General features: G+C 40.1%; 23 protein-coding genes and 2 rRNA genes. 24 read left to right on the forward strand and 1 reads right to left on the reverse strand.

Going from position 1 to position 21,191, the window contains the following annotated elements; all coding sequences use genetic code 11:
• The 12 genes from FGG79_RS20400 to rsmI all read left to right on the forward strand — a co-directional run.
• Nucleotides 1-116 (forward strand): 23S ribosomal RNA (locus FGG79_RS20400); the annotation flags it as partial.
• A gap of 88 nt (nt 117-204) precedes the next feature.
• Nucleotides 205-321 (forward strand): 5S ribosomal RNA (rrf, locus tag FGG79_RS20405).
• An 876-nt stretch (nt 322-1,197) separates the two neighbouring features.
• On the forward strand, nt 1,198-1,398 hold the full coding sequence (locus tag FGG79_RS20410) for a sigma factor G inhibitor Gin (RefSeq protein WP_138781701.1): 201 nt from the start codon (nt 1,198-1,200) through the stop codon (nt 1,396-1,398).
• Nucleotides 1,399-1,595: 197 nt separating this feature from the next.
• The gene (locus FGG79_RS20415) at nt 1,596-3,011 is read left to right on the forward strand and encodes an aminotransferase class I/II-fold pyridoxal phosphate-dependent enzyme (RefSeq protein WP_138781702.1); all 1,416 of its coding nucleotides are present in this window, start codon (nt 1,596-1,598) and stop codon (nt 3,009-3,011) included.
• A gap of 18 nt (nt 3,012-3,029) precedes the next feature.
• On the forward strand, nt 3,030-3,677 hold the full coding sequence (gene tmk / locus FGG79_RS20420) for a dTMP kinase (protein ID WP_138781704.1): 648 nt from the start codon (nt 3,030-3,032) through the stop codon (nt 3,675-3,677).
• 137 nt (nt 3,678-3,814) lie between these two features.
• A complete protein-coding gene (locus FGG79_RS20425) occupies nt 3,815-4,144 on the forward strand; it encodes a cyclic-di-AMP receptor (RefSeq protein WP_138781793.1) in 330 nt (109 codons plus the stop codon).
• A 16-nt stretch (nt 4,145-4,160) separates the two neighbouring features.
• Entirely contained in the window at nt 4,161-4,601 is a 441-nt protein-coding gene (locus tag FGG79_RS20430) for a YaaR family protein (RefSeq protein ID WP_138781706.1), read from the forward strand.
• 17 nt (nt 4,602-4,618) lie between these two features.
• On the forward strand, nt 4,619-5,602 hold the full coding sequence (gene holB, locus FGG79_RS20435; protein ID WP_138781708.1) for a DNA polymerase III subunit delta': 984 nt from the start codon (nt 4,619-4,621) through the stop codon (nt 5,600-5,602).
• 7 nt (nt 5,603-5,609) lie between these two features.
• Nucleotides 5,610-6,437 (forward strand): PSP1 domain-containing protein, encoded by an 828-nt coding sequence (locus FGG79_RS20440; protein WP_138781710.1) that lies wholly within the window; start codon nt 5,610-5,612, stop codon nt 6,435-6,437.
• 14 nt (nt 6,438-6,451) lie between these two features.
• The gene (yabA, locus tag FGG79_RS20445; protein WP_138781712.1) at nt 6,452-6,826 is read left to right on the forward strand and encodes a DNA replication initiation control protein YabA; all 375 of its coding nucleotides are present in this window, start codon (nt 6,452-6,454) and stop codon (nt 6,824-6,826) included.
• A 182-nt stretch (nt 6,827-7,008) separates the two neighbouring features.
• Nucleotides 7,009-7,779 carry a tRNA1(Val) (adenine(37)-N6)-methyltransferase gene (locus tag FGG79_RS20450; RefSeq protein WP_138781714.1) on the forward strand — a complete coding sequence of 257 codons (771 nt, stop codon included), beginning with the start codon at nt 7,009-7,011 and terminating at the stop codon, nt 7,777-7,779.
• 15 nt (nt 7,780-7,794) lie between these two features.
• A complete protein-coding gene (gene rsmI, locus FGG79_RS20455) occupies nt 7,795-8,667 on the forward strand; it encodes a 16S rRNA (cytidine(1402)-2'-O)-methyltransferase (RefSeq protein ID WP_138781716.1) in 873 nt (290 codons plus the stop codon).
• A gap of 154 nt (nt 8,668-8,821) precedes the next feature.
• Here the strand turns inward: rsmI and FGG79_RS20460 are convergent, their stop codons facing one another.
• Nucleotides 8,822-9,103 (reverse strand): AbrB/MazE/SpoVT family DNA-binding domain-containing protein, encoded by a 282-nt coding sequence (locus FGG79_RS20460; RefSeq protein ID WP_138781718.1) that lies wholly within the window; start codon nt 9,101-9,103, stop codon nt 8,822-8,824.
• Nucleotides 9,104-9,599: 496 nt separating this feature from the next.
• On the opposite strand from FGG79_RS20460, the gene metG reads away from it, so the two are divergent.
• The 12 genes from metG (at nt 9,600) to spoVG (ending at nt 20,819) form a co-directional block, all read left to right on the forward strand.
• Entirely contained in the window at nt 9,600-11,561 is a 1,962-nt protein-coding gene (gene metG / locus FGG79_RS20465; RefSeq protein WP_138781720.1) for a methionine--tRNA ligase, read from the forward strand.
• Between the two features lie 317 nt (nt 11,562-11,878).
• Nucleotides 11,879-12,646, forward strand: coding sequence for a TatD family hydrolase (locus FGG79_RS20470; protein ID WP_138781722.1), 768 nt, complete (start codon nt 11,879-11,881; stop codon nt 12,644-12,646).
• A gap of 250 nt (nt 12,647-12,896) precedes the next feature.
• Complete coding sequence (locus FGG79_RS20475) at nt 12,897-14,123, forward strand: G5 and 3D domain-containing protein (RefSeq protein WP_138781724.1); 1,227 nt, start codon at nt 12,897-12,899, stop codon at nt 14,121-14,123.
• Nucleotides 14,124-14,242: 119 nt separating this feature from the next.
• Nucleotides 14,243-14,803 carry a ribonuclease M5 gene (gene rnmV / locus FGG79_RS20480; protein ID WP_138781726.1) on the forward strand — a complete coding sequence of 187 codons (561 nt, stop codon included), beginning with the start codon at nt 14,243-14,245 and terminating at the stop codon, nt 14,801-14,803.
• Complete coding sequence (gene rsmA, locus FGG79_RS20485) at nt 14,796-15,674, forward strand: 16S rRNA (adenine(1518)-N(6)/adenine(1519)-N(6))-dimethyltransferase RsmA (RefSeq protein ID WP_138781728.1); 879 nt, start codon at nt 14,796-14,798, stop codon at nt 15,672-15,674. Before rnmV ends, rsmA begins: the two co-directional genes overlap by 8 nt.
• A 495-nt stretch (nt 15,675-16,169) precedes the next feature.
• Nucleotides 16,170-17,048, forward strand: coding sequence for a sporulation peptidase YabG (yabG, locus tag FGG79_RS20490; protein WP_171051025.1), 879 nt, complete (start codon nt 16,170-16,172; stop codon nt 17,046-17,048).
• 350 nt (nt 17,049-17,398) lie between these two features.
• Nucleotides 17,399-17,668: a biofilm formation stimulator Veg gene (gene veg / locus FGG79_RS20495; protein ID WP_138781732.1), complete on the forward strand. Its 270-nt coding sequence runs from the start codon at nt 17,399-17,401 to the stop codon at nt 17,666-17,668.
• Between the two features lie 119 nt (nt 17,669-17,787).
• Nucleotides 17,788-17,970 carry a small, acid-soluble spore protein, alpha/beta type gene (locus FGG79_RS20500; protein ID WP_138781734.1) on the forward strand — a complete coding sequence of 61 codons (183 nt, stop codon included), beginning with the start codon at nt 17,788-17,790 and terminating at the stop codon, nt 17,968-17,970.
• A gap of 231 nt (nt 17,971-18,201) precedes the next feature.
• The gene (gene ispE, locus FGG79_RS20505) at nt 18,202-19,056 is read left to right on the forward strand and encodes a 4-(cytidine 5'-diphospho)-2-C-methyl-D-erythritol kinase (protein ID WP_138781735.1); all 855 of its coding nucleotides are present in this window, start codon (nt 18,202-18,204) and stop codon (nt 19,054-19,056) included.
• A gap of 71 nt (nt 19,057-19,127) precedes the next feature.
• Nucleotides 19,128-19,964 carry a pur operon repressor gene (purR, locus tag FGG79_RS20510; protein ID WP_138781736.1) on the forward strand — a complete coding sequence of 279 codons (837 nt, stop codon included), beginning with the start codon at nt 19,128-19,130 and terminating at the stop codon, nt 19,962-19,964.
• A 15-nt stretch (nt 19,965-19,979) separates the two neighbouring features.
• A complete protein-coding gene (locus tag FGG79_RS20515; protein ID WP_138781737.1) occupies nt 19,980-20,354 on the forward strand; it encodes a RidA family protein in 375 nt (124 codons plus the stop codon).
• 171 nt (nt 20,355-20,525) lie between these two features.
• Nucleotides 20,526-20,819, forward strand: coding sequence for a septation regulator SpoVG (gene spoVG / locus FGG79_RS20520; protein ID WP_032085215.1), 294 nt, complete (start codon nt 20,526-20,528; stop codon nt 20,817-20,819).
• Nucleotides 20,820-21,191: the final 372 nt, after the last annotated feature.

Here is a 21,191-nt window from a genome sequence, read left to right on the forward strand (position 1 = left end):
TTTCCCATCACGTAAGTGAGTAAGATCCCTAGAAGATGACTAGGTAGATAGGTCAGAGATGGAAGCATGGCGACATGTGGAGTTGACTGATACTAATCGATCGAGGACTTAACCACAAATGAACAACGATTGGTCGATATTCGGCTTTCTTGACATCAATTCTTTATCTAGTTTTGAAGGAACAACCCTTCAATTAAATATTCGTCTGGTGATTATGGCGAAGAGGTCACACCCGTTCCCATGCCGAACACGGAAGTTAAGCTCTTCAGCGCCAATGGTAGTTGGGGGATCTCCCCCTGTGAGAGTAGGACGTCGCCAGGCAATATGTGAAAGAGTAGCCCGTTGTGGTTACTCTTTTTTTGATTTTCATTAGATGGAATGTTGGTTCGAAGATCATGTGTTTGTTATTTCTCCTCGACAGCACTGCGAGGGTAGGGAGGAGCAAGAAGGTCGAGGACGCGAAGGAGTGAAGACCGGAGTGTGGTTTCCACACGAGGATCTGAACGAGTGAAGCGGACGAAGAGATTCGCCGCTCATCACTAGCCGCAGCTTTCAGCGCCAATGGTAGTTGGATCTCCCCCTGTGAGAGTAGGACGTCGCCAGGCGATATGTGAAAAGAGTAGCCCATGTGGTTACTCTTTTTTTGATGGAATGGTCAGCTTTTGAGATGGGGATCATGATGGGTATAATTGGTAAAATACGCATAAGTGGATCAGAATGACGCAAAAATGAAAAAAACGACGCATAAACGGTTGGAAATGACGCATAAAATGAAAAACTGATGTAATAACACGTGAAACTGACGCATAAACACCTCAAAACGACGCAATCCTCACAAAAGAGAGTCTAAGTTTCAACGCAACCAGATGTTCAAAAGTCGAGAATAGGACCCATTCACCCCTTTCCCGATCCACCCCATCTTAATAACATCCCATTTAACTGATTCGTATCCTAATTCAGCACATTTACCACAGTACATTTTCATCTCTCAAACTAATACATTCGCAATCAACCATATCCGATAGTGAGTATACCAACATCTTTTCACAATCTTTTTTATGGAGACATACACAGATGGGGGAATTGTAACATAAGATAAATTACACTTGATTATTCTGTCAGTTTAAATGTTTTAAATTATGTATACAATTCGTTAATTTGAGGCAGAATAGATTGTATGGAGGTGGAGAGCCCTATATGGTAAATCCGGAACGTAAGGCGGCTTTAGAAGAGTGTATCGTTTGTCACGTTGAAAAGAAGGTCGGAATCCATCTATACACATCGTTTATCTGCACAGAATGTGAAAAAGAAATGGTTCAAACAGAAACAAATGATCCTTTGTATAAAACGTTCATCCAAAGATTAAAAAAAGTGAATACTCCTCAAATCTACTCATAACCAGATCGTATACATGGTTATGATTTTTTTTGCTCTGATTAGTTGTGAGGAGTGAATCAAAACGAAAAAGGCATTCCATTGTATAGGTTAAGATTTTACTAGCCTACAGGCAAAGCTTTTATGCATTCTCTGAAACATGGAATCCCGTTGTTATGGTACGATATGAATGGATAATTTTTGTTGAGGAGATTGAATGAATGAAACGAGATCATAGGAGAACCCCTCTTATAGAAGCGATAGAAACTCACCGATCCGTCAAGCCAATTTCTTTTCATGTGCCTGGCCATAAAAATGGTCTGTTGATGGTGAATCAACGATTTTATCAATATGATCTTACAGAATTGACCGGGCTGGACGATTTACATGATCCCCGTGAGGCGATACAGGAAGCGGAAGAGTTGCTGAGGGATGTATATGGGTCGTTGAAGAGTTATTTTCTAGTGAACGGAAGTACCGTCGGGAATATGGCGGCGATTCTTGCTTCTTGTTCTCATGGAGATGTAGTGTTTGTTCAAAGGAATTGTCATAAGTCGGTGTTAAACGGAATCAAGCTTGCAAAGGCTGTTCCGGTCTTTATAGAAACCGAGTGGAATGAAGAGGGAACTGCCCTCGGGATACGGTTCGATGCAGTAAAGGAAGCATTGAATGTCTATCCTCATGTAAAGGCATGTGTTCTCACGTATCCAACTTATTATGGATTTACTTATACTATTGATCGAATCATAGAAGAGTTACATAAATATGATGTAACATGTATCGTTGATGAGGCTCATGGGGCTCATTTTACATTAGGCTCACCGTTTCCCCCTTCTTCCATTGAGTGCGGGGCAGATATTGTCATTCATTCGGCTCATAAGATGCTCCCGGCCATGACGATGGGTTCGTATTTACATATCATAAACCCGGGGATTAGTGAGCATAAGGTGAGTGAATACTTATCGATGCTTCAATCAAGCAGTCCGTCGTATCCAATTATGGCCTCATTGGATTATGCAAGATCATATGTTGGAACGTTCACGAAAGAGGACCTGGATGAAAATCTATTGGAAATTTGCGCATTTGTACAAGCCATTGGAGTCATCCATCCTCAACTGAGTGTCAAACGGACTCATGACCCATTAAAACTCATCATTCAGTTGGAGGGAAGGACAGGGTATTATCTTCAAAGACTATTAGAGTCAGAGGGCATATATTCAGAGCTTGCTGACCCAGCTAATGTATTGTTGATTTTACCTTTAGTGAAGAGAGGACTTTTGTTTCCTTATAAAGAGGCAATCAGCCGATTCGAAAAGGCTTTAGAGGGTGAGGGGGTGCTTGAAGTGATCCCTAAGAAAGAGACGAGTGTATCAAAAAGGGAAAACTATTTTTCTTCTTTGGCTTTAACCTTCGAGGAGATGGATGGGAAAGAAGAAGTTCTAGTTTCGATTGATGTAGCAGTAGGAGGTATTTCCGCCGGGATGGTTACCCCCTATCCACCAGGTATTCCTCTATTGGTACCAGGAGAACAAATAACGCCTGATGCGATTGAGCGATTAAAGGAATATGTAGACAATAAGGCAAGCATACAGGGTCATCATCGCTTGGATGAGCGCTGTGTGTATGTGTATCGATAAGCAAGTGGAGGGAAAGACATGACAAAAGGATTATTCATTACAGTTGAAGGGCCGGAGGGAGCCGGTAAATCAACGATATTAACTAAATTATATCAGCAATTACTAGAAGATGACTTTGATGTGATTCAGACGAGGGAGCCTGGGGGCATTTCCATCGCTGAACAGATAAGAGAAGTGATTCTAAATACAGAGAACACAGAAATGGATAAACGGACAGAAGCACTATTATATGCTGCTGCAAGAAGACAGCATTTAGTGGAGAAAGTGATTCCAGCTCTAGAAGCAGGGAAAATGGTGATTTGTGATCGTTTTATTGATAGTTCCCTTGCTTACCAAGGGAATGCACGTGGGATCGGGATGGAAGAAGTCATGAAAATTAATCAATTTGCGATTGAGGATAAGATGCCAGATCTGACCCTTTATTTTGACATCGACCCTGAGGAAGGCTTAAAGAGGATTGCCAAGCATAGTGGAAGAGAAGTGAACCGATTGGATCTTGAGTCGATAGAATTCCATACAATGGTCCGGCGGGGATATCAGGAATTGATTAGTAGGTACCCTGATCGAATTCAAATCATCGATGCCAGTCAGTCTATAGAAACTGTATTCGCTGAAGCTTATAAAGTAATGACAGAATACTTAAAGAAGATGGACTGTACAACTTGAAAAAAGGGAGAGGCGTACTTCTAAGCAAGAATGATTGCCAAGAAGTATGCCTCTTTTTTAGATGAAACATGTATGCAGAGTCTGTTCAATGATATAATAGAAGGAAGTAAATGGTTGTTAAACGGAGGAATTCATTCATGAAGGTAATTATGGCAGTTGTACAAGATAAAGATAGCAATCGTTTGTCTAATGCACTGATGGATCATAATTTTCGTTCGACAAAATTAGCGAGTACAGGCGGATTTTTAAAGTCTGGAAATACCACTTTTATTATTGGTACAGATGATATCCGAGTAGATAAAGCATTACAGGTTATTAAAGAAAACTGTCAGACACGTGATCAAATGGTTGCCCCTGTATCCCCTATGGGCGGGAATGCAGATTCCTATGTGCCATATCCGGTCGAAGTAGCCGTTGGTGGAGCGACCGTATTCGTGCTACCTGTTGAACAATTTCATCAGTTTTAAAGTGAGGATATAAGCTATGAAAATTAACCAAGATCACCGAGTGTCCTTAGATAATGTATCAAAAGATCAGAGAACAGGTGGAACTGGACAAGCTAAATTCGGTCAGCTTGTTCAGAAACAAGATCAGAAAATGCAGATGGACCAGCTCAATAAGCTCCTTGGAACTATAGAAGATGCCGGTAATCGTTTAGCCCAATCGAGAACATTCAAAGATCTTGCCAAGTATAAAACGTTGGTCAAGAAGTTTGTCCGGGAAGCTGTAGATTTCGGAATGGACCTGAAGCAATCCCATACATGGAATCAATATGGTGAGGGACGGAAGCTCAATATTGTGGAAACCGTTGACCGAGAGCTTGTCGGATTAACTGAGGATGTAATGGATAAAGAAAAGAAGTCCATTGATATATTAGGGAAAATTGGAGAAATAAAAGGATTACTTATTAATCTTTATATGTAAGAGAGTGATGTTAAGACATGTTGTTTGAAGAGATATACCCATTTCAGCCCATCGTCCTTCAGATGCTTCAGAATAGCATTTTGAAGCATCGAGTTGCTCATGCTTATTTATTTGAGGGGGAAAAAGGGACACGGAAGAAAGAGATGAGCATCCTGTATGCGAAAGCATTGCTATGTGTAAATCGCGTAGAAGGAAAGCCGTGTGAAAGCTGTTCTAACTGCAGGCGGATCAATAACGGGAATCACCCGGATCTGCATATGGTGGAGCCGGACGGACTTTCCATTAAGAAGGATCAAATTAAAAGTTTACAAGAAGAATTCTCGAAAACAGGTGTAGAATCCAAGAAGAAAATCTACATCATTGTGCATGCAGATAAAATGACGGCAAATGCGGCGAACAGCCTGCTTAAGTTTCTTGAAGAGCCGTTAGCGGATACAACTGCGATCCTGATTACAGAAAATATTCATCGGATCCTCCCTACAATCATTTCCAGGTGCCAGACGATCTCATTTAAGCCTTTGCCGAAAGAACAGCTGGCCAAACAATTACTGGAAGAGGGAATTCCACCTCATTTAGCCATGTTAGCGGCCAACTTGACGAACCATTATGAGGACGCTGTAGAAATATGTCAAAATGAGTGGTTTGCACAAGCAAGAATAATAGTGTTAAAATTATATGAAGTCCTCCAAAAAAGTCCCTTCCAAGCAATGGTCAAAATACAAGAGGATTTTGTACAGCACTTCAAAGAAAAAGATCAAGTCGATCGAGCATTAGATCTTTTACTTCTAATATATAAAGACTTACTTCATATCCAGTTAGGAAAAGAAGGACAGCTCGTGTACCCGGACCAAAAGGAAAACTGGAAATCCAACGCACTTCAAGTATCAACAAATCGTCTTTCTACTAATATGACGGTGATCCTTGAAGCGAAAAGAAAATTAAACGCCAATATGAATTCGCAGCTGCTAGTAGAACAGCTTATGCTAAAACTGCAGGGGTGATGGTCCTTTGTACGATGTTGTAGGAGTTCGCTTTAAAAAAGCGGGTAAAATCTATTATTTCGATCCCGGAGAAATGGACATTCAGAAAGATTGCTATGTAATCGTTGAAACCGTCCGCGGAGTCGAATTTGGAAAAGTAGTCGTAGAGAGAAAGCAAGTTGGAGAAAACGATGTAGTGCTTCCATTGAAAAAAGTGATTCGAATCGCTGATCAAAAAGATCGTTTAATCGTAGATGAGAACAAGTCATCTGCAACGGAAGCGTATAATGTATGTTGTGATAAAATCAATCAGCATCAATTAGATATGAAACTGGTAGATGTAGAGTATACATTTGATCGTAATAAAGTCATATTCTATTTTACTGCTGATGGACGAGTTGATTTCCGAGAGCTGGTGAAAGATCTAGCTTCCATTTTCCGTACGCGCATTGAACTTCGTCAGATTGGCGTTCGAGACGAAGCAAAAATGCTGGGTGGTATTGGTCCATGTGGCCGTATGCTATGTTGTTCGACCTTTTTAGGAGATTTTGAACCGGTATCCATTAAAATGGCGAAGGATCAAAATTTATCCCTTAATCCAACAAAGATTTCAGGTTTATGCGGACGATTAATGTGCTGTCTTAAATATGAGAATGACGAGTATGAAGCAGCCAAAGAAGAATTACCTGATATCGGGGAAGTGATTAAGACACCTCATGGAAAAGGAAAAGTGGTAGGTCTTAACATTCTGGAACGTATTCTTCAGGTCGAAATCAAAGAAGAAGAACAGGTCCTGGAATTCACATTAGATGAAATCAAGAATGCGGGTGCCGTATCATTCCAAGCCACAGAGTAACGGGGTGTAGTGTCGTGGATAAAAAAGAGTTCTTTGATTCAGTCAGTAACATGGAACAACAAATCGGTGATTTATATCATCAATTAGGTGAGCTCAAACAATGCCTAGCTGAAATGTTAGAAGAGAATAACTCTCTTAAGCTAGAAAATGAACATTTGCGCCGTAGACTGGAACAAACAGAGAACTCACCAAAAAAGGTACAAACAACAAGCGATGCGGGTACGACGAGCGAGTCAGACTTAGAAGATAAAACACTGGATATTGGAGAGGGCTATGACAACCTTGCTCGATTATACCAGGAAGGATTCCATATTTGTAATATACATTTCGGAAGTCCACGGAAGGATGAAGACTGTTTATTCTGCCTTTCTTTCTTAAACAAGAAATAAAGAATATCTGTTATCCTTCATTTTAAAAAAGAATACAGATTAAAAAGGGCTGATCCAAGAAAAAGGATTGGTCCTTTTTAATCGAAAAGCTAGGGGCTTATGGCCTCGAGCACCTAAGCTCTAGAGCTGGACAAATTGAAAAGCGTAACCACATATAATAGAAGGAAAAATGGAGGAAAGGCATGGTTCAGTTAAAAGAAGATGAACGTTTAGATTATTTATTAGCTGAAAATATGAGGATCATTCAAAGTCCTTCTGTTTTCTCATTTTCAACAGATGCGGTTCTTTTAGCTCACTTCAGCTATTTACCGATACACAAAGGGAAGGTAGTTGATTTATGTTCGGGTAACGGCATTATTCCTTTATTACTTAGTGCAAGAACAAACGTCCCTATCACAGGTGTGGAAATACAAGAGCGGCTATTGGATATGGCACAAAGAAGTGTCGAGTATAATAATCGTCAAAATCAGATTTCCATGAAATTGGGAGACGTGAAGGAGATTGATCGACTGCTCCATCATTCACATTATGATGTGGTCACATGTAATCCACCCTATTTCAATACTCCTCCTGGAGATAAGAGAAATGTGAACGAGCATTATGCAATTGCCCGTCACGAAATCTTATGTACCCTTGAGGACACCATTAAAGCATCAAGCTACCTGTTGAAACAGGGAGGGAAGGCTTCCTTCGTTCATCGTCCAGGTCGTTTGATGGATATTCTCTCATTAATGAGGAAGCATCGTCTTGAGCCGAAACGATTGCGCTTTGTCTATCCAAAGCCGGGAAGAGAAGCGAACACCATATTAATAGAAGGAATAAAAGATGGGAAGAAAGACTTGAAGATACTGCCACCCCTCTATGTATATGATGAACATAACCAATACTCACAGGAAGTACATGACATGCTTTTTGGAAACAATGAAAATGAACAGTCTACAAAAGGAAACTAGGAGGTGAGCTGTACAATGAATCAACAGAAAAGCTTTCAAGAAAGTGATAAAGGAAGTCTGTATCTTGTCCCAACCCCTATTGGAAATTTAGAGGATATGACATTTCGCGCCATTCGAATGATGAAGGAAGCGGCAGTGATTGCGGCTGAAGATACGAGAAACACTAAAAAATTATGCAACTACTTTGAAATTGATACGCCGATCATCAGTTATCATGAGCATAATAAAGAAACGAGCGGACAGAAACTGATTGAACGGATGGAAAAGGGTGAGCTCATTGCCCTAGTTAGTGATGCAGGGATGCCATCTATATCGGACCCGGGATACGAACTAGTGAAGGAAGCGATTGATCATTCCATAGCTGTCATTCCCCTGCCGGGAGCCAATGCTGCTCTTACTGCATTAATTGCATCAGGGTTAGCTCCACAGCCATTTTATTTCTATGGATTTTTACATAGAGGAAAAAAAGAAAAGCGGGCAGAATTAGAAACTCTGAAAAAGATTGAAAATACATTTATCCTCTATGAATCACCGCACCGACTTAAAGAGACGTTAAAAGAGTTACATGCCTCTCTCGGAAATAGAAAAATGGTCATCTGCCGAGAACTTACGAAGAAATTCGAGGAATTTATCCGAGGATCAATTGAAGAAGTAATGGAATGGGCAAACACCGGGGAAGTACGTGGCGAATTCTGCTTATTGATTGAAGGAGCAGGTCCATTGGAAATAGAAGAAGGAGACGCGTGGTGGAGCAGTTACTCCCTTCAAGAACATGTCGAGTACTATGTGAATGAAAAAAGCATGTCCTCCAAAGAAGCCATCAAAGAAGTCTCAAAAGAACGTTCCCTCCCAAAACGGGAAGTGTATCAGGCGTACCATGTAGAATAAATAAACTGATGGCGTCTTGATTGCAGCGGAAATCACCACCTACCTTTAAAAAGAAACAAACCTTACGAAAACACCCTTTTAATAAACGCATAGAGCCCAAATAAAAAAAGGTCTGAGTCAATTCGACTCAGACCTTTCATATATAAACAACAAATTATTTTGATTGTAATGAATCTTGGATTTCTTTTAGTAATTGATCTGCACCTTCACGGCTAAGAACCAATTTACCATTAGCAAGCTTGATGTTGTCATCTGAAACTTCTCCAGTGATTTGGCAAGTCATGCTTGGCTTATATTTCTTTAAGATGATTCTTTCATCATCAACATAAATTTCTAAAGCATCTTTCTCAGCAATACCTAATGTACGACGTAATTCGATTGGAATAACGACACGACCTAATTCATCAACTTTTCTTACAATACCTGTAGATTTCATTTGAAAATCTCCTCCAAATAAATATTATTTATCTCTCTCTAGTTCGTCAATATTCGACAAATTTCTTTTACTGCTACTATCATACCAACGATTGGGAATAACGTCAATAATTAAATCTGTAAATTATTAAGAAAAAATGGATAAATAAACACTGTGTTCATAAGCTTTACGCATTGTTGTAAAAAATTGTATTACCAATTAAATATTATTGCAATAAAAGTAATAGTAAATCAATTTGTCGAATTTCCTTTAATAGATGACTTCATTCGACTTATTTCGACAAAAAACTGCCTGGATTTCGACAAATTGGAAGGATTGCATTGTTTAGTTGCAGAAACCCTATATTTTAGGTATATTTTGATGAGATAAGAGGTTAAGATGATAGGTAAGACAATCCTGCAGAGAGACTGGATGTTTATAGAAACAATACCACTAAAGACCATTCGTGAGCTTGTATGGCTTTATGGGGGTAAATGAAAAAGAGGAGGAATAGAAAGTGGAAGAAAAGTTGAACACCTTCTATATTACAACACCGATTTATTATCCAAGTGGAAATTTACATATTGGACATGCCTACACCACGGTTGCTGGTGATGCCATGGCCCGTTATAAGAGAATGCGTGGATTCGACGTCATGTACCTAACCGGAACGGATGAGCATGGCCAGAAAATTCAGCGTAAAGCTCAAGAGGAAGGAATCACTCCCCAAGCATATGTGGACGGAATTGTGAGCGGAATTAAGGATTTATGGGGGAAATTAGATATTTCTTATGACGACTTCATCCGTACGACTGAAAAGCGTCATAAGGATATCGTAGAAAAGATTTTTAATCAGCTTGTAGAACAAGGCGATATTTATTTGGACCAATATGAGGGATGGTATTGCACACCGTGTGAGTCCTTCTTTACAGAAAGACAATTAGAAAACGGAAATTGCCCTGATTGCGGGCGACCAGTTGAAAAAGTGAAGGAAGAATCATATTTCTTCAAGATGAGTAAATACGTTGATCGACTTCTTGCTTATTATGAAGAAAACCCTGAGTTCATTCAACCTGAGTCACGCAAAAATGAAATGGTGAATAATTTCATAAAGCCTGGTTTGGAAGATTTGGCTGTTTCCCGCACGACCTTTGATTGGGGAGTGAAGGTGCCCGGTGATCCAAAGCATGTGATTTACGTGTGGATCGATGCGCTTTCTAACTATATTACCGCTTTAGGCTATGGCAGTGACAAAGATGCGAATTACTTGAAGTATTGGCCTGCAGATGTTCATTTAGTAGGGAAGGAAATTGTACGTTTCCATACGATCTACTGGCCAATCATGTTAATGGCTTTAGATCTTCCTCTTCCTAAGAAGGTCTTTGCTCATGGTTGGCTTCTGATGAAGGATGGGAAAATGTCTAAATCCAAAGGGAATGTCGTCGACCCTGTTACCTTGATCGATCGCTACGGCCTTGATTCTCTTCGTTATTATCTGTTAAGAGAAGTACCATTCGGATCTGATGGCGTTTTCACTCCAGAAGGTTTTGTTGAGAGAATCAATTTTGATCTTGCCAATGATTTAGGAAATCTGTTAAATCGTACAGTGGCCATGATCAATAAATACTTTGACGGAGTCATTCCAACCTATGTTGATTCTAATGGTGAATTTGATCAAGCTCTGCTTGATATGAACAAAGAAACCTTACGGAAATATGAAGATGCGATGGAAAACATGGAATTTTCAGTTGCGTTATCTAGCCTTTGGCAGTTGATCAGCCGAACGAATAAATACATTGATGAAACTCAGCCATGGGCTCTTGCGAAAGACGAAAGTAAAAAGGATGAACTAGGAAGCGTAATGAGTCATTTGGCTGAATCATTACGCAGAGTTGGTGTGCTATTACAACCTTTCTTAACGAGAACGCCTAAGAAGATTTTTGAACAACTGAACCTTCATGATGAAAAGATGCATACATGGGAAAGCTTGGAGAGTTTCGGAGCGATACCAGGAGGCACTGAAGTAGTCAAAAAAGGGGAACCGATTTTCCCACGTCTTGAACTTCAAGACGAAGTAAACTTCATTAAGGAAAAAATGCAGGGGTCTGCTCCTTTTGTGGAAGAAACGAAGGAAGAATCAGTGGAGGCGAAATCCGAAGAGATCGGCATTGATGATTTCATGAAGGTTGAGCTTCGAGTAGCTGAAGTTATAGGAGCGGAGCCGGTTAAAAAAGCGGATAAGTTGTTGAAGCTGCAATTAGATCTTGGATTTGAAAAGCGTCAAGTTGTATCAGGAATTGCTAAGTTTTATCAACCTGACGATCTGGTTGGAAAAAAAGTGATTTGTGTGACTAACTTGAAGCCGGTGAAATTACGTGGAGAGCTTTCTCAAGGGATGATTCTTGCTGGAGAAGAAAATGGTACACTTTCTCTTGCATCTATTGATCAGTCTTTACCAAATGGAACGAAAGTAAAATAAATGTATTTAGTTGATTTCATCCTTAAAGGGATGTTCCACGTGGAACATCCCTTTAGTATTTCCGTATAATGTTTTACGTTGCTTCATAAGTGTTTCGCCTGTATTTTTATTATATTTAAATAATGAAAGAAGAGTAAGAAACAGATTGTTTTGGATCTCAGGTAAAAATCGATAAAATGAATGGTAACTGTGAGTGAAACACCGTAAATAAAATTTACCCATTAAAACCATAATATGTAATATGAATGTTACATGGCTGTGATGCTTGTCATCCTTTTTTATATTAAACTTATCTTTATTACAAGGAGTGTCTTTACATGCTATTTGATACACATGTTCATTTGAATGCTGAACAATTTGACGAAGATCTGGAGGAGGTAATTTCAAGAGCAAGAGAAGCTGGAGTTGAACACATGGTTGTAGTTGGCTTTGATCGTCCCACGATTAATCGGGCGATGGAACTCATTGGTCAATATGAATTTTTATATGCCGCAATTGGATGGCACCCAGTGGATGCAATTGATATGAAAGAAGAAGATTTATCTTGGATAGAAGAGCTTTCCGCTCACCCTAAAGTGGTTGCATTAGGGGAAATGGGCCTTGACTATCATTGGGATAAATCACCGAAAGATGTTCAGAAAGAAGTATTCCGGAAACAGATTCAATTAGCTAAGAAAGTGAAGCTCCCGATCGTGATTCACAACCGTGATGCCACACAAGATATCGTGGACATCCTTAGGGAAGAAAGAGCAGAAGAAGTTGGGGGAATCATGCATTGCTTCAGCGGAAGTCCTGAAATCGCTCAAGAATGTGTAGAAATGAATTTCTATATTTCTCTAGGTGGTCCCGTCACCTTTAAAAATGCTAAAAAGCCAAAAGAAGTAGCAAAAGAGATTCCGTTAGAAAAGCTTCTGATTGAAACAGATTGTCCTTATTTAGCGCCACATCCGAATAGGGGGAAGAGAAATGAACCTGCTTATGTCAAGCTTGTAGCTGAACAAATCGCTGAACTGAAAGAAATGTCAATAGAAGAAGTAGCGAACATTACAACAGAAAATGCAAAAAGAGTATTCAACATAAACTGACAGCAGGTTTTGTCGAGAATTGAGAGAGCTTGTCCTAATAGCCAACAAAAACAAAAAGTTCTACATAGGATTCTTGTTTCATAGGATAACCATGTCGACAACTCTCTCTTTTCTTTTTGACTTCTTTTATGCATAATATGTTTTATGTTCCCTGGGTTGCAATATTTTGCTAGATTAGGTTGAGAGAAGTAAGGGTTGACAGTCACTGGATTACTCTATATAATCACTCCGAGAAAAGGAGGCGTTTTTCATGAACTTTAAAACCATGAAAAGCCTGTTTTCCAAGTCTTTGAGTCGAAGGAAATGGATTGTTACAATCGGAACATTGGTAACATCTGCAGCTGTATTTGGAATTCTTTTTTATGAAGGATCAAAGAACACTGTAGCATTGACCCTAGACGGCGAGCAAAAAGAGATTAGGACGCATGCAAACACGATTCAAGATATATTAAAAGAATTAGAGATTTCACCCCGCTCAGAAGACTATTTGTACCCCTCGGGGAATACGAAGGTCTCAAATAACATGAACATTGTTTGGGAACCGGCAAAACAGGTAGGGATCGTAGTAGGAGACCAGAAGAAAATGATCTGGACTAATGCTGATACAGTAAAAGAGTTACTCTCTGAAAATGAAATTAAAGTAGGAGAACATGATAAGGTCCAACCCGGCTTATCAGAAAAAGTAACAGGGAACATGAACGTAAAGATTGATACAGCATTTTCACTGAAGTTTGTAAACGGTGGAAAAGAACAAAAAGTATGGTCTACTTCGACTACGGTCGCTGACTTTTTAAAGCAACAAGGAATTACACTAAAAGATTCAGACCGTGTTGAACCAAGTTTAGGCGAAATTGTGAAAGCAAATGATGTCGTAAATGTCGTTCGAGTTGAAAAAGTCACCGATGTAGTGGAAGAGACAAAGAATTTCACCGTCATTTCCAAAAAGGATTCTGATCTTTCGAAAGGGAAAGAAAAGGTTATCCAAGAAGGGAAACACGGGAAGATAGAAAAGAAGTTTGAAATTGTAAAAGAAAACGGTAAAGAGGTTTCGAGAAAATTAGTGAGTGAAAAGGTAGTCGAAGAAAGCCAGGATAAAATCGTCAATATCGGCACAAAGGTTCTAGTGGCTCAGGTTTCACGTGGAAGTTCATCGTCCAGTTCATCAGCATCGGCAGCCCCGAGTGACGGAAGAGAATTCTATGTGAGCTCCACAGCTTATACTGCCTCATGTAACGGGTGCTCTGGTCGTACAGCTACAGGCATTAATTTAAAATCGAATCCTAATGTAAAAGTGATTGCGGTCGATCCGTCTGTTATTCCTTTAGGAACGAAAGTATATGTAGAGGGATATGGCTACGCAGTAGCAGCGGATACAGGTGGGGCAATCAAAGGTAATAAGATTGATGTATTCTTCTCGTCTAAATCAGACGCTTATCGTTGGGGAAGAAAAACAATCAAAGTGAAGATATTGAACTAAGTGCAGGGGTATTCTCCTGCTTTTTTTTATTTCTTGATAAAAACCGTTATAATAACTTTAGGTCTTCACTTATTAGACGAAATGGAAATCAAAAATGTTTCAACTTTTTTGGAGGAATTATGAAAATCAAAGAAATCATCGTAGTCGAAGGCAAGGATGATACGGTAGCCATTCAGCGTGCTGTAAATGCAGATACGATTGAAACGAATGGTTCGGCGGTGTCTCCTGCTACTATAGAGAAAATCAAACATGCTCAGGAAAAAAGGGGCGTTATCATATTTACGGACCCGGATTACCCAGGGGAGCGGATTCGAAAGATTGTGAGCGAAGCGGTACCGGGCTGTAAGCATGCCTTTGTTCATAAGAGGGATGCCCTCCCAAAATCGGGGAGGGGGATAGGCGTAGAACATGCCGCACCCGAGGTTATACGAGAATCTTTAAGCGAGGCTCATGTATTGGATGTAGAGCAGGAAGAGCTCATTTCAAAAGAAGATTTAATCGATGCAGGTTTAATCGGAGGGGCTCAGTCAAAGGAACTGAGAATGGCTCTTGGAGAGAAGCTTAGAATCGGATACACTAATGGAAAACAGCTGCATAAGCGATTACGTATGTTCAATATACAAAAAGAAGAGTTTAGGCAAGCTTTAATGGAAATTATTCAGGAGGAACAAAATGCATAAAGATATTGCAACACCGATACGTACGAAAGAGATATTAGGTAAGTATGGTTTTTCGTTTAAAAAGAGTCTTGGTCAAAACTTTTTAATTGACCCCAATATCCTACGAAACATAACCGAATACGCAGGGTTATCTGAGAAGACAGCTACAATTGAAATCGGACCCGGCATTGGAGCGCTAACAGAGCATCTCGCCCGTACTTCAGGTAAGGTGGTTGCATTTGAAATTGATCAACGTCTGATTCCGATCCTTGGAGACACGTTATCCCCTTACGATAACGTGAAGATTATTAATGAAGATATCTTGGAAGCAGATGTCGAATCCATTATTAATGAAGAATTCGCAGGGTTTGAGGACATCATGGTGGTAGCCAATCTCCCTTATTATGTGACTACACCTATTATCCTGAAACTGCTTATGGAGCGACTTCCGATCAGGGGAATATGCGTCATGCTTCAAAAAGAAGTAGGTGACCGCATTTCAGCTCAGCCAGGGACAAAGGCATACGGATCTCTTTCGATTGCAATCCAGTATTACACAGAGGCTGAGATGGTCATGACTGTCCCGAAAACGGTCTTTATGCCACAACCGAATGTGGACTCAGCCGTCATCCGTTTAACGAAGCGTGAGAAGCCTCCTGTCGAGGTGATCAGTGAAGACTTCTTCTTTACTGTTACCCGCTCTTCCTTTGCCCAGAGAAGAAAGACAATCTTGAACAACTTAACGAGCCAGCTTCCTCAAGGGAAGGAAAAGAAAGAACTAATTCTCGCAGCTTTATCCGCGGCCGGCGTTGAACCTACCCGACGTGGAGAGACACTGAGTATTCAGGAATTTGGTCTGTTAAGCGATGAGTTATACCCGAATTTTAATTAAACCTGATTGGATGACTAAACGCTCCTATGCGTTTAGTCATTTTTTTATTGGGTGACTGGGCGAAGCCCCTCCGCTTTTCATTGTCCAGCTCCAGCGGCTAGTCCCTCGAGGTCATAAGTCAAAAACCCCAAAAAGGCAAAGAACGCCTTTCCGGTGTTCTCGCCTTATGCTTGTCGGGCCTGAGCAAGCCGCCTCCGCTTTTCTAATTGTCCAGCTCCGGGGCTTAGAGGCTCGAGGTCATAAGCTAAATAGACCAAAAAGGCAAAAAGCGCCTTTCCGGTCTATTCATCTTATGCTTGTCGCCTCTGGGCGAAGCCGCCTCCGCTTTTCTTGACACCGAATTCTCATGGCTTGCATAGGTTATCACAGGGAATATTTACTTAATTGATGATAAGGAAAGGGTGGAGAAGGGTTTGGCGGAAGCTGATCCTCCTCGGTTTATTCATTTCCTTTTTTGATTTTTTAACGAATGTTTAGCCTATGGGAGTGACTGATGTGAATATCGAAATCAATGATGTCGTAGGTCGCCTTTCGTATCAATGTGATATCTTATTCAGGGTAATAGATATCCGCATGATAGATGGTCATAAAACGGCAGTACTGTATGGTGAAGATTTTCGATTAATAGCGGATGCTCCTTTTCATGATTTGAAGAAGATGAACCCTAGAGAGCAGAATCGTATTACGGAGGAGTTTCGTTCCAAAGAGGAACAATCTCTTGGCCTATTTCGACAGGATATAGAGTTACTCAAGTATAAGCAAGAGTACAAGGTGACGAATGCTTATCGAGACGATTATAACTATTTCCAAGTTCCAGGGAAAGTTCTTCATCTTGACGGAGACCCTAGCTATTTAAGAAAGTGCCTAGATCTTTATGAGAAAATTGGTGTACCGGTAAAAGGCGTTCACTGCAGTGAAACAGAAATGCCTCAACAAATCGGACCCCTTATCGATAAATATAGACCGAACATTATCGTATTAACAGGTCATGATGCTTATTCAAAGGCAAAAGGGGCCAAGGGAGATATTAACGCTTATCGACATTCAAAGTATTTTGTTCAAGCAGTGAGGGAAGCACGGAGTAAATCCCCTCACTTAGACCAGCTTGTAATCTTTGCAGGGGCTTGTCAATCTCACTTTGAATCCCTGATTCATGCCGGTGCTAATTTTGCCAGCTCTCCTTCGAGAGTCAATATCCATGCACTGGATCCGGTGTATATTGTGGCTAAGATTTGTTTTACAGGCTTTAAAGATTCTGTGAATGTGTGGGATGTTATTCGAAATACGCTGACAGGAGACAAAGGATTGGGTGGAATTGAAACGAAGGGTGTCCTCCGTACAGGGATGCCTTATAAAATTTCTGAAGAAGAATAAGGAATGTTCGACAAAAACCAAATGACTTTGCCATATTCAAAATAATGGCAAGGTCTATTTAGTTTTTTTGAGCATACACTGATAAGGTGGAGTTTTTTTCCGGTACTAAAAAGTCTAAAATGCCTGTCTGGTGTCCTTATCTTTTGCCTGTTGGGCCTAAGCAATCTATCTCCGTTTTTATTGTTTACATAATTTTTCAATATCTGGGGAAAGGTAGGGATGTAGAAAAAACGTATTTTTTGTTGAATAAAATATATTGACAGGTGTTCATGATTCTTGATAAAATAATAAATTTATTTGACTAAAATTACATAATGTGTTATATTTGATTATAGTGAGGTGGAAGCGAAATGCCAAAAACATTAGCCGACATTAAAAGATCCCTCGATTCTAATCTTGGGAAACGTTTAATGCTTAAAGCAAACGGTGGACGTCGAAAAACAATTGAACGTTCAGGCGTTCTAGCCGAAACGTATCCTTCTGTATTCGTAGTTCAACTGGATCAAGAAGAGAATGCGTTCGAAAGAGTTTCTTACAGCTATGCAGATGTTCTCACTGAGACAGTTCAATTAACATTTTATGATGAAGCAACAGGAAATCTCATCTTTAGCCAGCAGTAGACAATCGTTTGCTGCTTTTTTATTTGTCTAAAAATACATGTTTTACATATTATTCTTTCCTCATTTTTTCACCTCTCGTACACATACTAAGCATGTGGTACATCTAAAGGAGGTAGACGATGAGTAGAAGAAGAGGAATCATGTCGGATCAATTAAAAGCGGAAATCGCTCAGGAATTGGGATTCTACGATGTTGTTCAGAAGGATGGTTGGGGCGGAATCACGTCTCGGGATGCTGGGAGTATGGTGAAGCGGGCAGTTGAAATCGCAAGCAGACAGCTTTCTCAAAATCATCCACACTAACTCTTTTCTTACAAACAGGATTACATCTTTGATCAGTACCATATACAAGGGTCGTCTAAAAAGTGCAGAGCTTTTATGGCGGCCCTTATTTAGTATGGACAAGACATTCTTTCCTATCACTCAGTTACATGGTAAAATAACTTACTTGTAAGAGTATGTTTAGAAGTTAACACTCTCAATAATAAGGGTATGATACAATATAACAAAGAGTATTGGTAAGAAGGTGATGAGATGAGGTTATTAGTGAAGGCGCCGGCAAAAATTAACCTATCACTTGATGTTTTACATAAACGTTCAGATGGTTACCATGAAGTTGAGATGGTTATGACGACAATTGATTTAGCGGATAGAATTGAACTTACGAATCTTTCTGATGACACGATAAAGATTCTTTCGCATAATCGATTTGTCCCGGACGATGGAAGAAATCTTGCCTATCAGGCAGCCCAGCTTTTAAAGACGAGACTGAATATCAAAAAAGGAGTAGCGATCTCCATTGATAAAGTCATTCCAGTCGCAGCAGGTTTAGCAGGTGGAAGCAGTGACGCTGCTGCCACTCTTAAGGGATTGAATCGCTTATGGGATTTAGGCCTTAGTATGGACGAACTGGCTGATTTGGGTGCTGAAATTGGTTCTGATGTATCCTTCTGTGTCTATGGAGGTACTGCATTAGCATCGGGTAGAGGTGAGAAGATCAAGCATCTTCCTGCCCCGCCGAATTGCTGGGTAATACTGGCGAAACCTACAATAGGTGTTTCAACAGCAGATGTTTATAAAAATTTAGATCTGAAAAACGTTAACCACCCGAATACAAACGGGATGGTTTCTGCTTTAGAACATGGAAATTATCATGATATATGCTCCAATCTAGGGAATGTACTCGAATCGGTCACTCTGGATATGCATCCTGACGTGTTACACATCAAAGATCAAATGGAGAGGTTTGGCGCAGACGCTGTGTTAATGAGCGGCAGTGGCCCGACGGTATATGGATTAGTGCAATATGAATCAAGACTTCATCGAATCTATAATGGTTTAAGAGGTTTTTGTGATCAAGTGTTCGCTGTACGAATGCTAGGAGATTAACAACTCTTGCCGAAATCCGTATATTAATGATATATTTACATTATAATATTCGGATTTAGGAGGTTTATTTGGTGAAGTTTAAGCGTAGTGAACGATTAATTGATATGACCCATTATTTATTGGAACGTCCCCACCAACTCGTTCCTTTAACTTTTTTCTCTGAACGGTACGGTTCTGCAAAGTCTTCGATCAGTGAGGATTTAACGATTGTTAAGGAAACATTTGAAGGTCGGGGTGTTGGTACGGTTCAAACGGTCCCTGGCGCAGCAGGTGGTGTGAAATATGTTCCAAAGGTAAATAATCAGGAAGCGAAAGAAATGATTGAAGAGCTTCGAGTGAACTTGGAAAGCTCAGACCGTTTGCTTCCAGGTGGTTATTTATATATGACGGACCTACTTGGCAACCCCCAGCTTATGAAGAGTGTCGGGAAGTTACTGGCTTCAGCCTTTGCTGAGAAAGATATTGATGTCATTATGACAGTGGCTACAAAAGGGATACCGATTGCGAATGCGATTGCCTCCTACCTCAATGTTCCAGTGGTGATCGTGAGACGGGACAGTCGCGTAACGGAAGGATCGACTGTGAGCATTAATTATGTATCTGGTTCATCGAAGAGAATTCAGTCTATGGTTCTTTCTAAGAGAAGCTTGAAAGAAGGGTCCAAAGTATTGGTCGTCGATGATTTCATGAAGGCAGGGGGAACCATCAATGGTATGAAAAACCTATTGGATGAGTTCTCTGCTACATTGTCCGGAATCGGTGTACTTGTTGAATCCAATAGTATGGATGGTCGACTTGTGGACGATTATGTGTCGTTGTTAAAACTGTCAAATGTAAATGAAAAAGACAAACAGATTTCATTGACTGAAGGAAATTATTTTCAATCCAATGTAACATTTCTACCATAAGGGGAGGCATTTACTATGCGTGTAGTTTCTACTAAGCAAGCACCAGCAGCAATTGGTCCTTATTCTCAAGGTATTGTCGTTAATAATCTGTTCTATAGTTCAGGTCAGATCCCATTAACAGCAGAGGGCTCGATGATTGAGGGGGATGTTGCAGAACAAACCCATCAAGTGTTTCGTAATTTGCAAGCCGTATTATCGGAAGCAGGCGCGTCACTCGAAACGGTTGTAAAAGCGACGGTCTTCATCAAGGATATGAATGATTTTGGTACGATCAATGAAGTGTACGGGGAATATTTTAGTAGTCACAAGCCAGCTCGCTCTTGTGTAGAGGTGGCACGCTTACCTAAAGATGCCAAAGTTGAAATCGAAGTAATCGCACTCGTGAAGTAATTTTCACGGGTGTTTTTTTGTATCACAAAGGGAGTATAGTTCAAATGAAACAGAAGAAAAGATGAGAAAAATAAAACTTTTCAAAAAATTTTACAATTTAAGAAGGAATATGTAAATAATTCGTTGAATACATAGAGTAGATTTCATCTAGGGAAAAAGGTGGTGAACAGAATGGAAGTAACAGACGTAAGATTACGCCGAGTAAACACCGACGGTCGCATGAGAGCTATCGCATCTATTACGCTGGATAATGAATTTGTTGTTCATGACATTCGCGTTATTGATGGTAACAACGGCTTATTCGTAGCGATGCCAAGTAAGCGGACTCCTGATGGAGAATTCCGTGACATTGCTCACCCAATTAATTCAGGGACTCGCGGCAAGATCCAAGATGCCGTTTTAGCTGAATATCATCGATTAGGTGAGTTAGAAGAAGTTGAGTTAGAAGAAGCTGGGGCTTCCTAATAGAATCTGTCGCATCAAGAGCCTACTTTTGTAAGGCTCTTTTTTTTGTCTATAGAGCCCTTCAGTTCTTACGTTTTTTGTATACCCCGAATTTGAGAGGGTTGAAACCTTACAATTACAATTATTTTGCAAGTTTAGTAAAAAATCTTCAAATAACAATGAAATCCTCATCAAAGTCAATGTTTGGCATGATGGAGAGCACATTTTTAGGTTGGAAAACAACCTTATTGGGCCACTTTTGGACTTAATCGGGCCACTTTTACGATTTATTGGGCCATTTTCGGCATTTATCGGGCCACTTTTCCAATTTATTATGCCAAAATGTGAACGACTATAATGATTATCGCTAAACTAGGAGAAGAGGCCTAGATA

Source organism: Bacillus sp. BHET2 (assembly GCF_005938125.1).
Taxonomy (GTDB): Bacteria; Bacillota; Bacilli; order Bacillales; family Bacillaceae_B; genus Rossellomorea.

What these genes read in the sequence shown, in the direction of transcription:
- FGG79_RS20500 (WP_138781734.1), top strand. Translation starts at nt 17,788, where the DNA reads ATGAGTAGAAGAAGAGGAATCATGTCGGATCAATTAAAAGCGGAAATC.
- tmk (WP_138781704.1), top strand. Translation starts at nt 3,030, where the DNA reads ATGACAAAAGGATTATTCATTACAGTTGAAGGGCCGGAGGGAGCCGGT.
- veg (WP_138781732.1), top strand. Translation starts at nt 17,399, where the DNA reads ATGCCAAAAACATTAGCCGACATTAAAAGATCCCTCGATTCTAATCTT.
- FGG79_RS20470 (WP_138781722.1), top strand. Translation starts at nt 11,879, where the DNA reads ATGCTATTTGATACACATGTTCATTTGAATGCTGAACAATTTGACGAA.
- FGG79_RS20425 (WP_138781793.1), top strand. Translation starts at nt 3,815, where the DNA reads ATGAAGGTAATTATGGCAGTTGTACAAGATAAAGATAGCAATCGTTTG.
- rsmA (WP_138781728.1), top strand. Translation starts at nt 14,796, where the DNA reads ATGCATAAAGATATTGCAACACCGATACGTACGAAAGAGATATTAGGT.
- spoVG (WP_032085215.1), top strand. Translation starts at nt 20,526, where the DNA reads ATGGAAGTAACAGACGTAAGATTACGCCGAGTAAACACCGACGGTCGC.
- FGG79_RS20415 (WP_138781702.1), top strand. Translation starts at nt 1,596, where the DNA reads ATGAAACGAGATCATAGGAGAACCCCTCTTATAGAAGCGATAGAAACT.
- FGG79_RS20515 (WP_138781737.1), top strand. Translation starts at nt 19,980, where the DNA reads ATGCGTGTAGTTTCTACTAAGCAAGCACCAGCAGCAATTGGTCCTTAT.
- FGG79_RS20450 (WP_138781714.1), top strand. Translation starts at nt 7,009, where the DNA reads ATGGTTCAGTTAAAAGAAGATGAACGTTTAGATTATTTATTAGCTGAA.
- rsmI (WP_138781716.1), top strand. Translation starts at nt 7,795, where the DNA reads ATGAATCAACAGAAAAGCTTTCAAGAAAGTGATAAAGGAAGTCTGTAT.
- FGG79_RS20475 (WP_138781724.1), top strand. Translation starts at nt 12,897, where the DNA reads ATGAACTTTAAAACCATGAAAAGCCTGTTTTCCAAGTCTTTGAGTCGA.
- FGG79_RS20460 (WP_138781718.1), bottom strand. Translation starts at nt 9,103, where the DNA reads ATGAAATCTACAGGTATTGTAAGAAAAGTTGATGAATTAGGTCGTGTC.
- FGG79_RS20410 (WP_138781701.1), top strand. Translation starts at nt 1,198, where the DNA reads ATGGTAAATCCGGAACGTAAGGCGGCTTTAGAAGAGTGTATCGTTTGT.
- FGG79_RS20430 (WP_138781706.1), top strand. Translation starts at nt 4,161, where the DNA reads ATGAAAATTAACCAAGATCACCGAGTGTCCTTAGATAATGTATCAAAA.
- rnmV (WP_138781726.1), top strand. Translation starts at nt 14,243, where the DNA reads ATGAAAATCAAAGAAATCATCGTAGTCGAAGGCAAGGATGATACGGTA.
- ispE (WP_138781735.1), top strand. Translation starts at nt 18,202, where the DNA reads ATGAGGTTATTAGTGAAGGCGCCGGCAAAAATTAACCTATCACTTGAT.
- holB (WP_138781708.1), top strand. Translation starts at nt 4,619, where the DNA reads ATGTTGTTTGAAGAGATATACCCATTTCAGCCCATCGTCCTTCAGATG.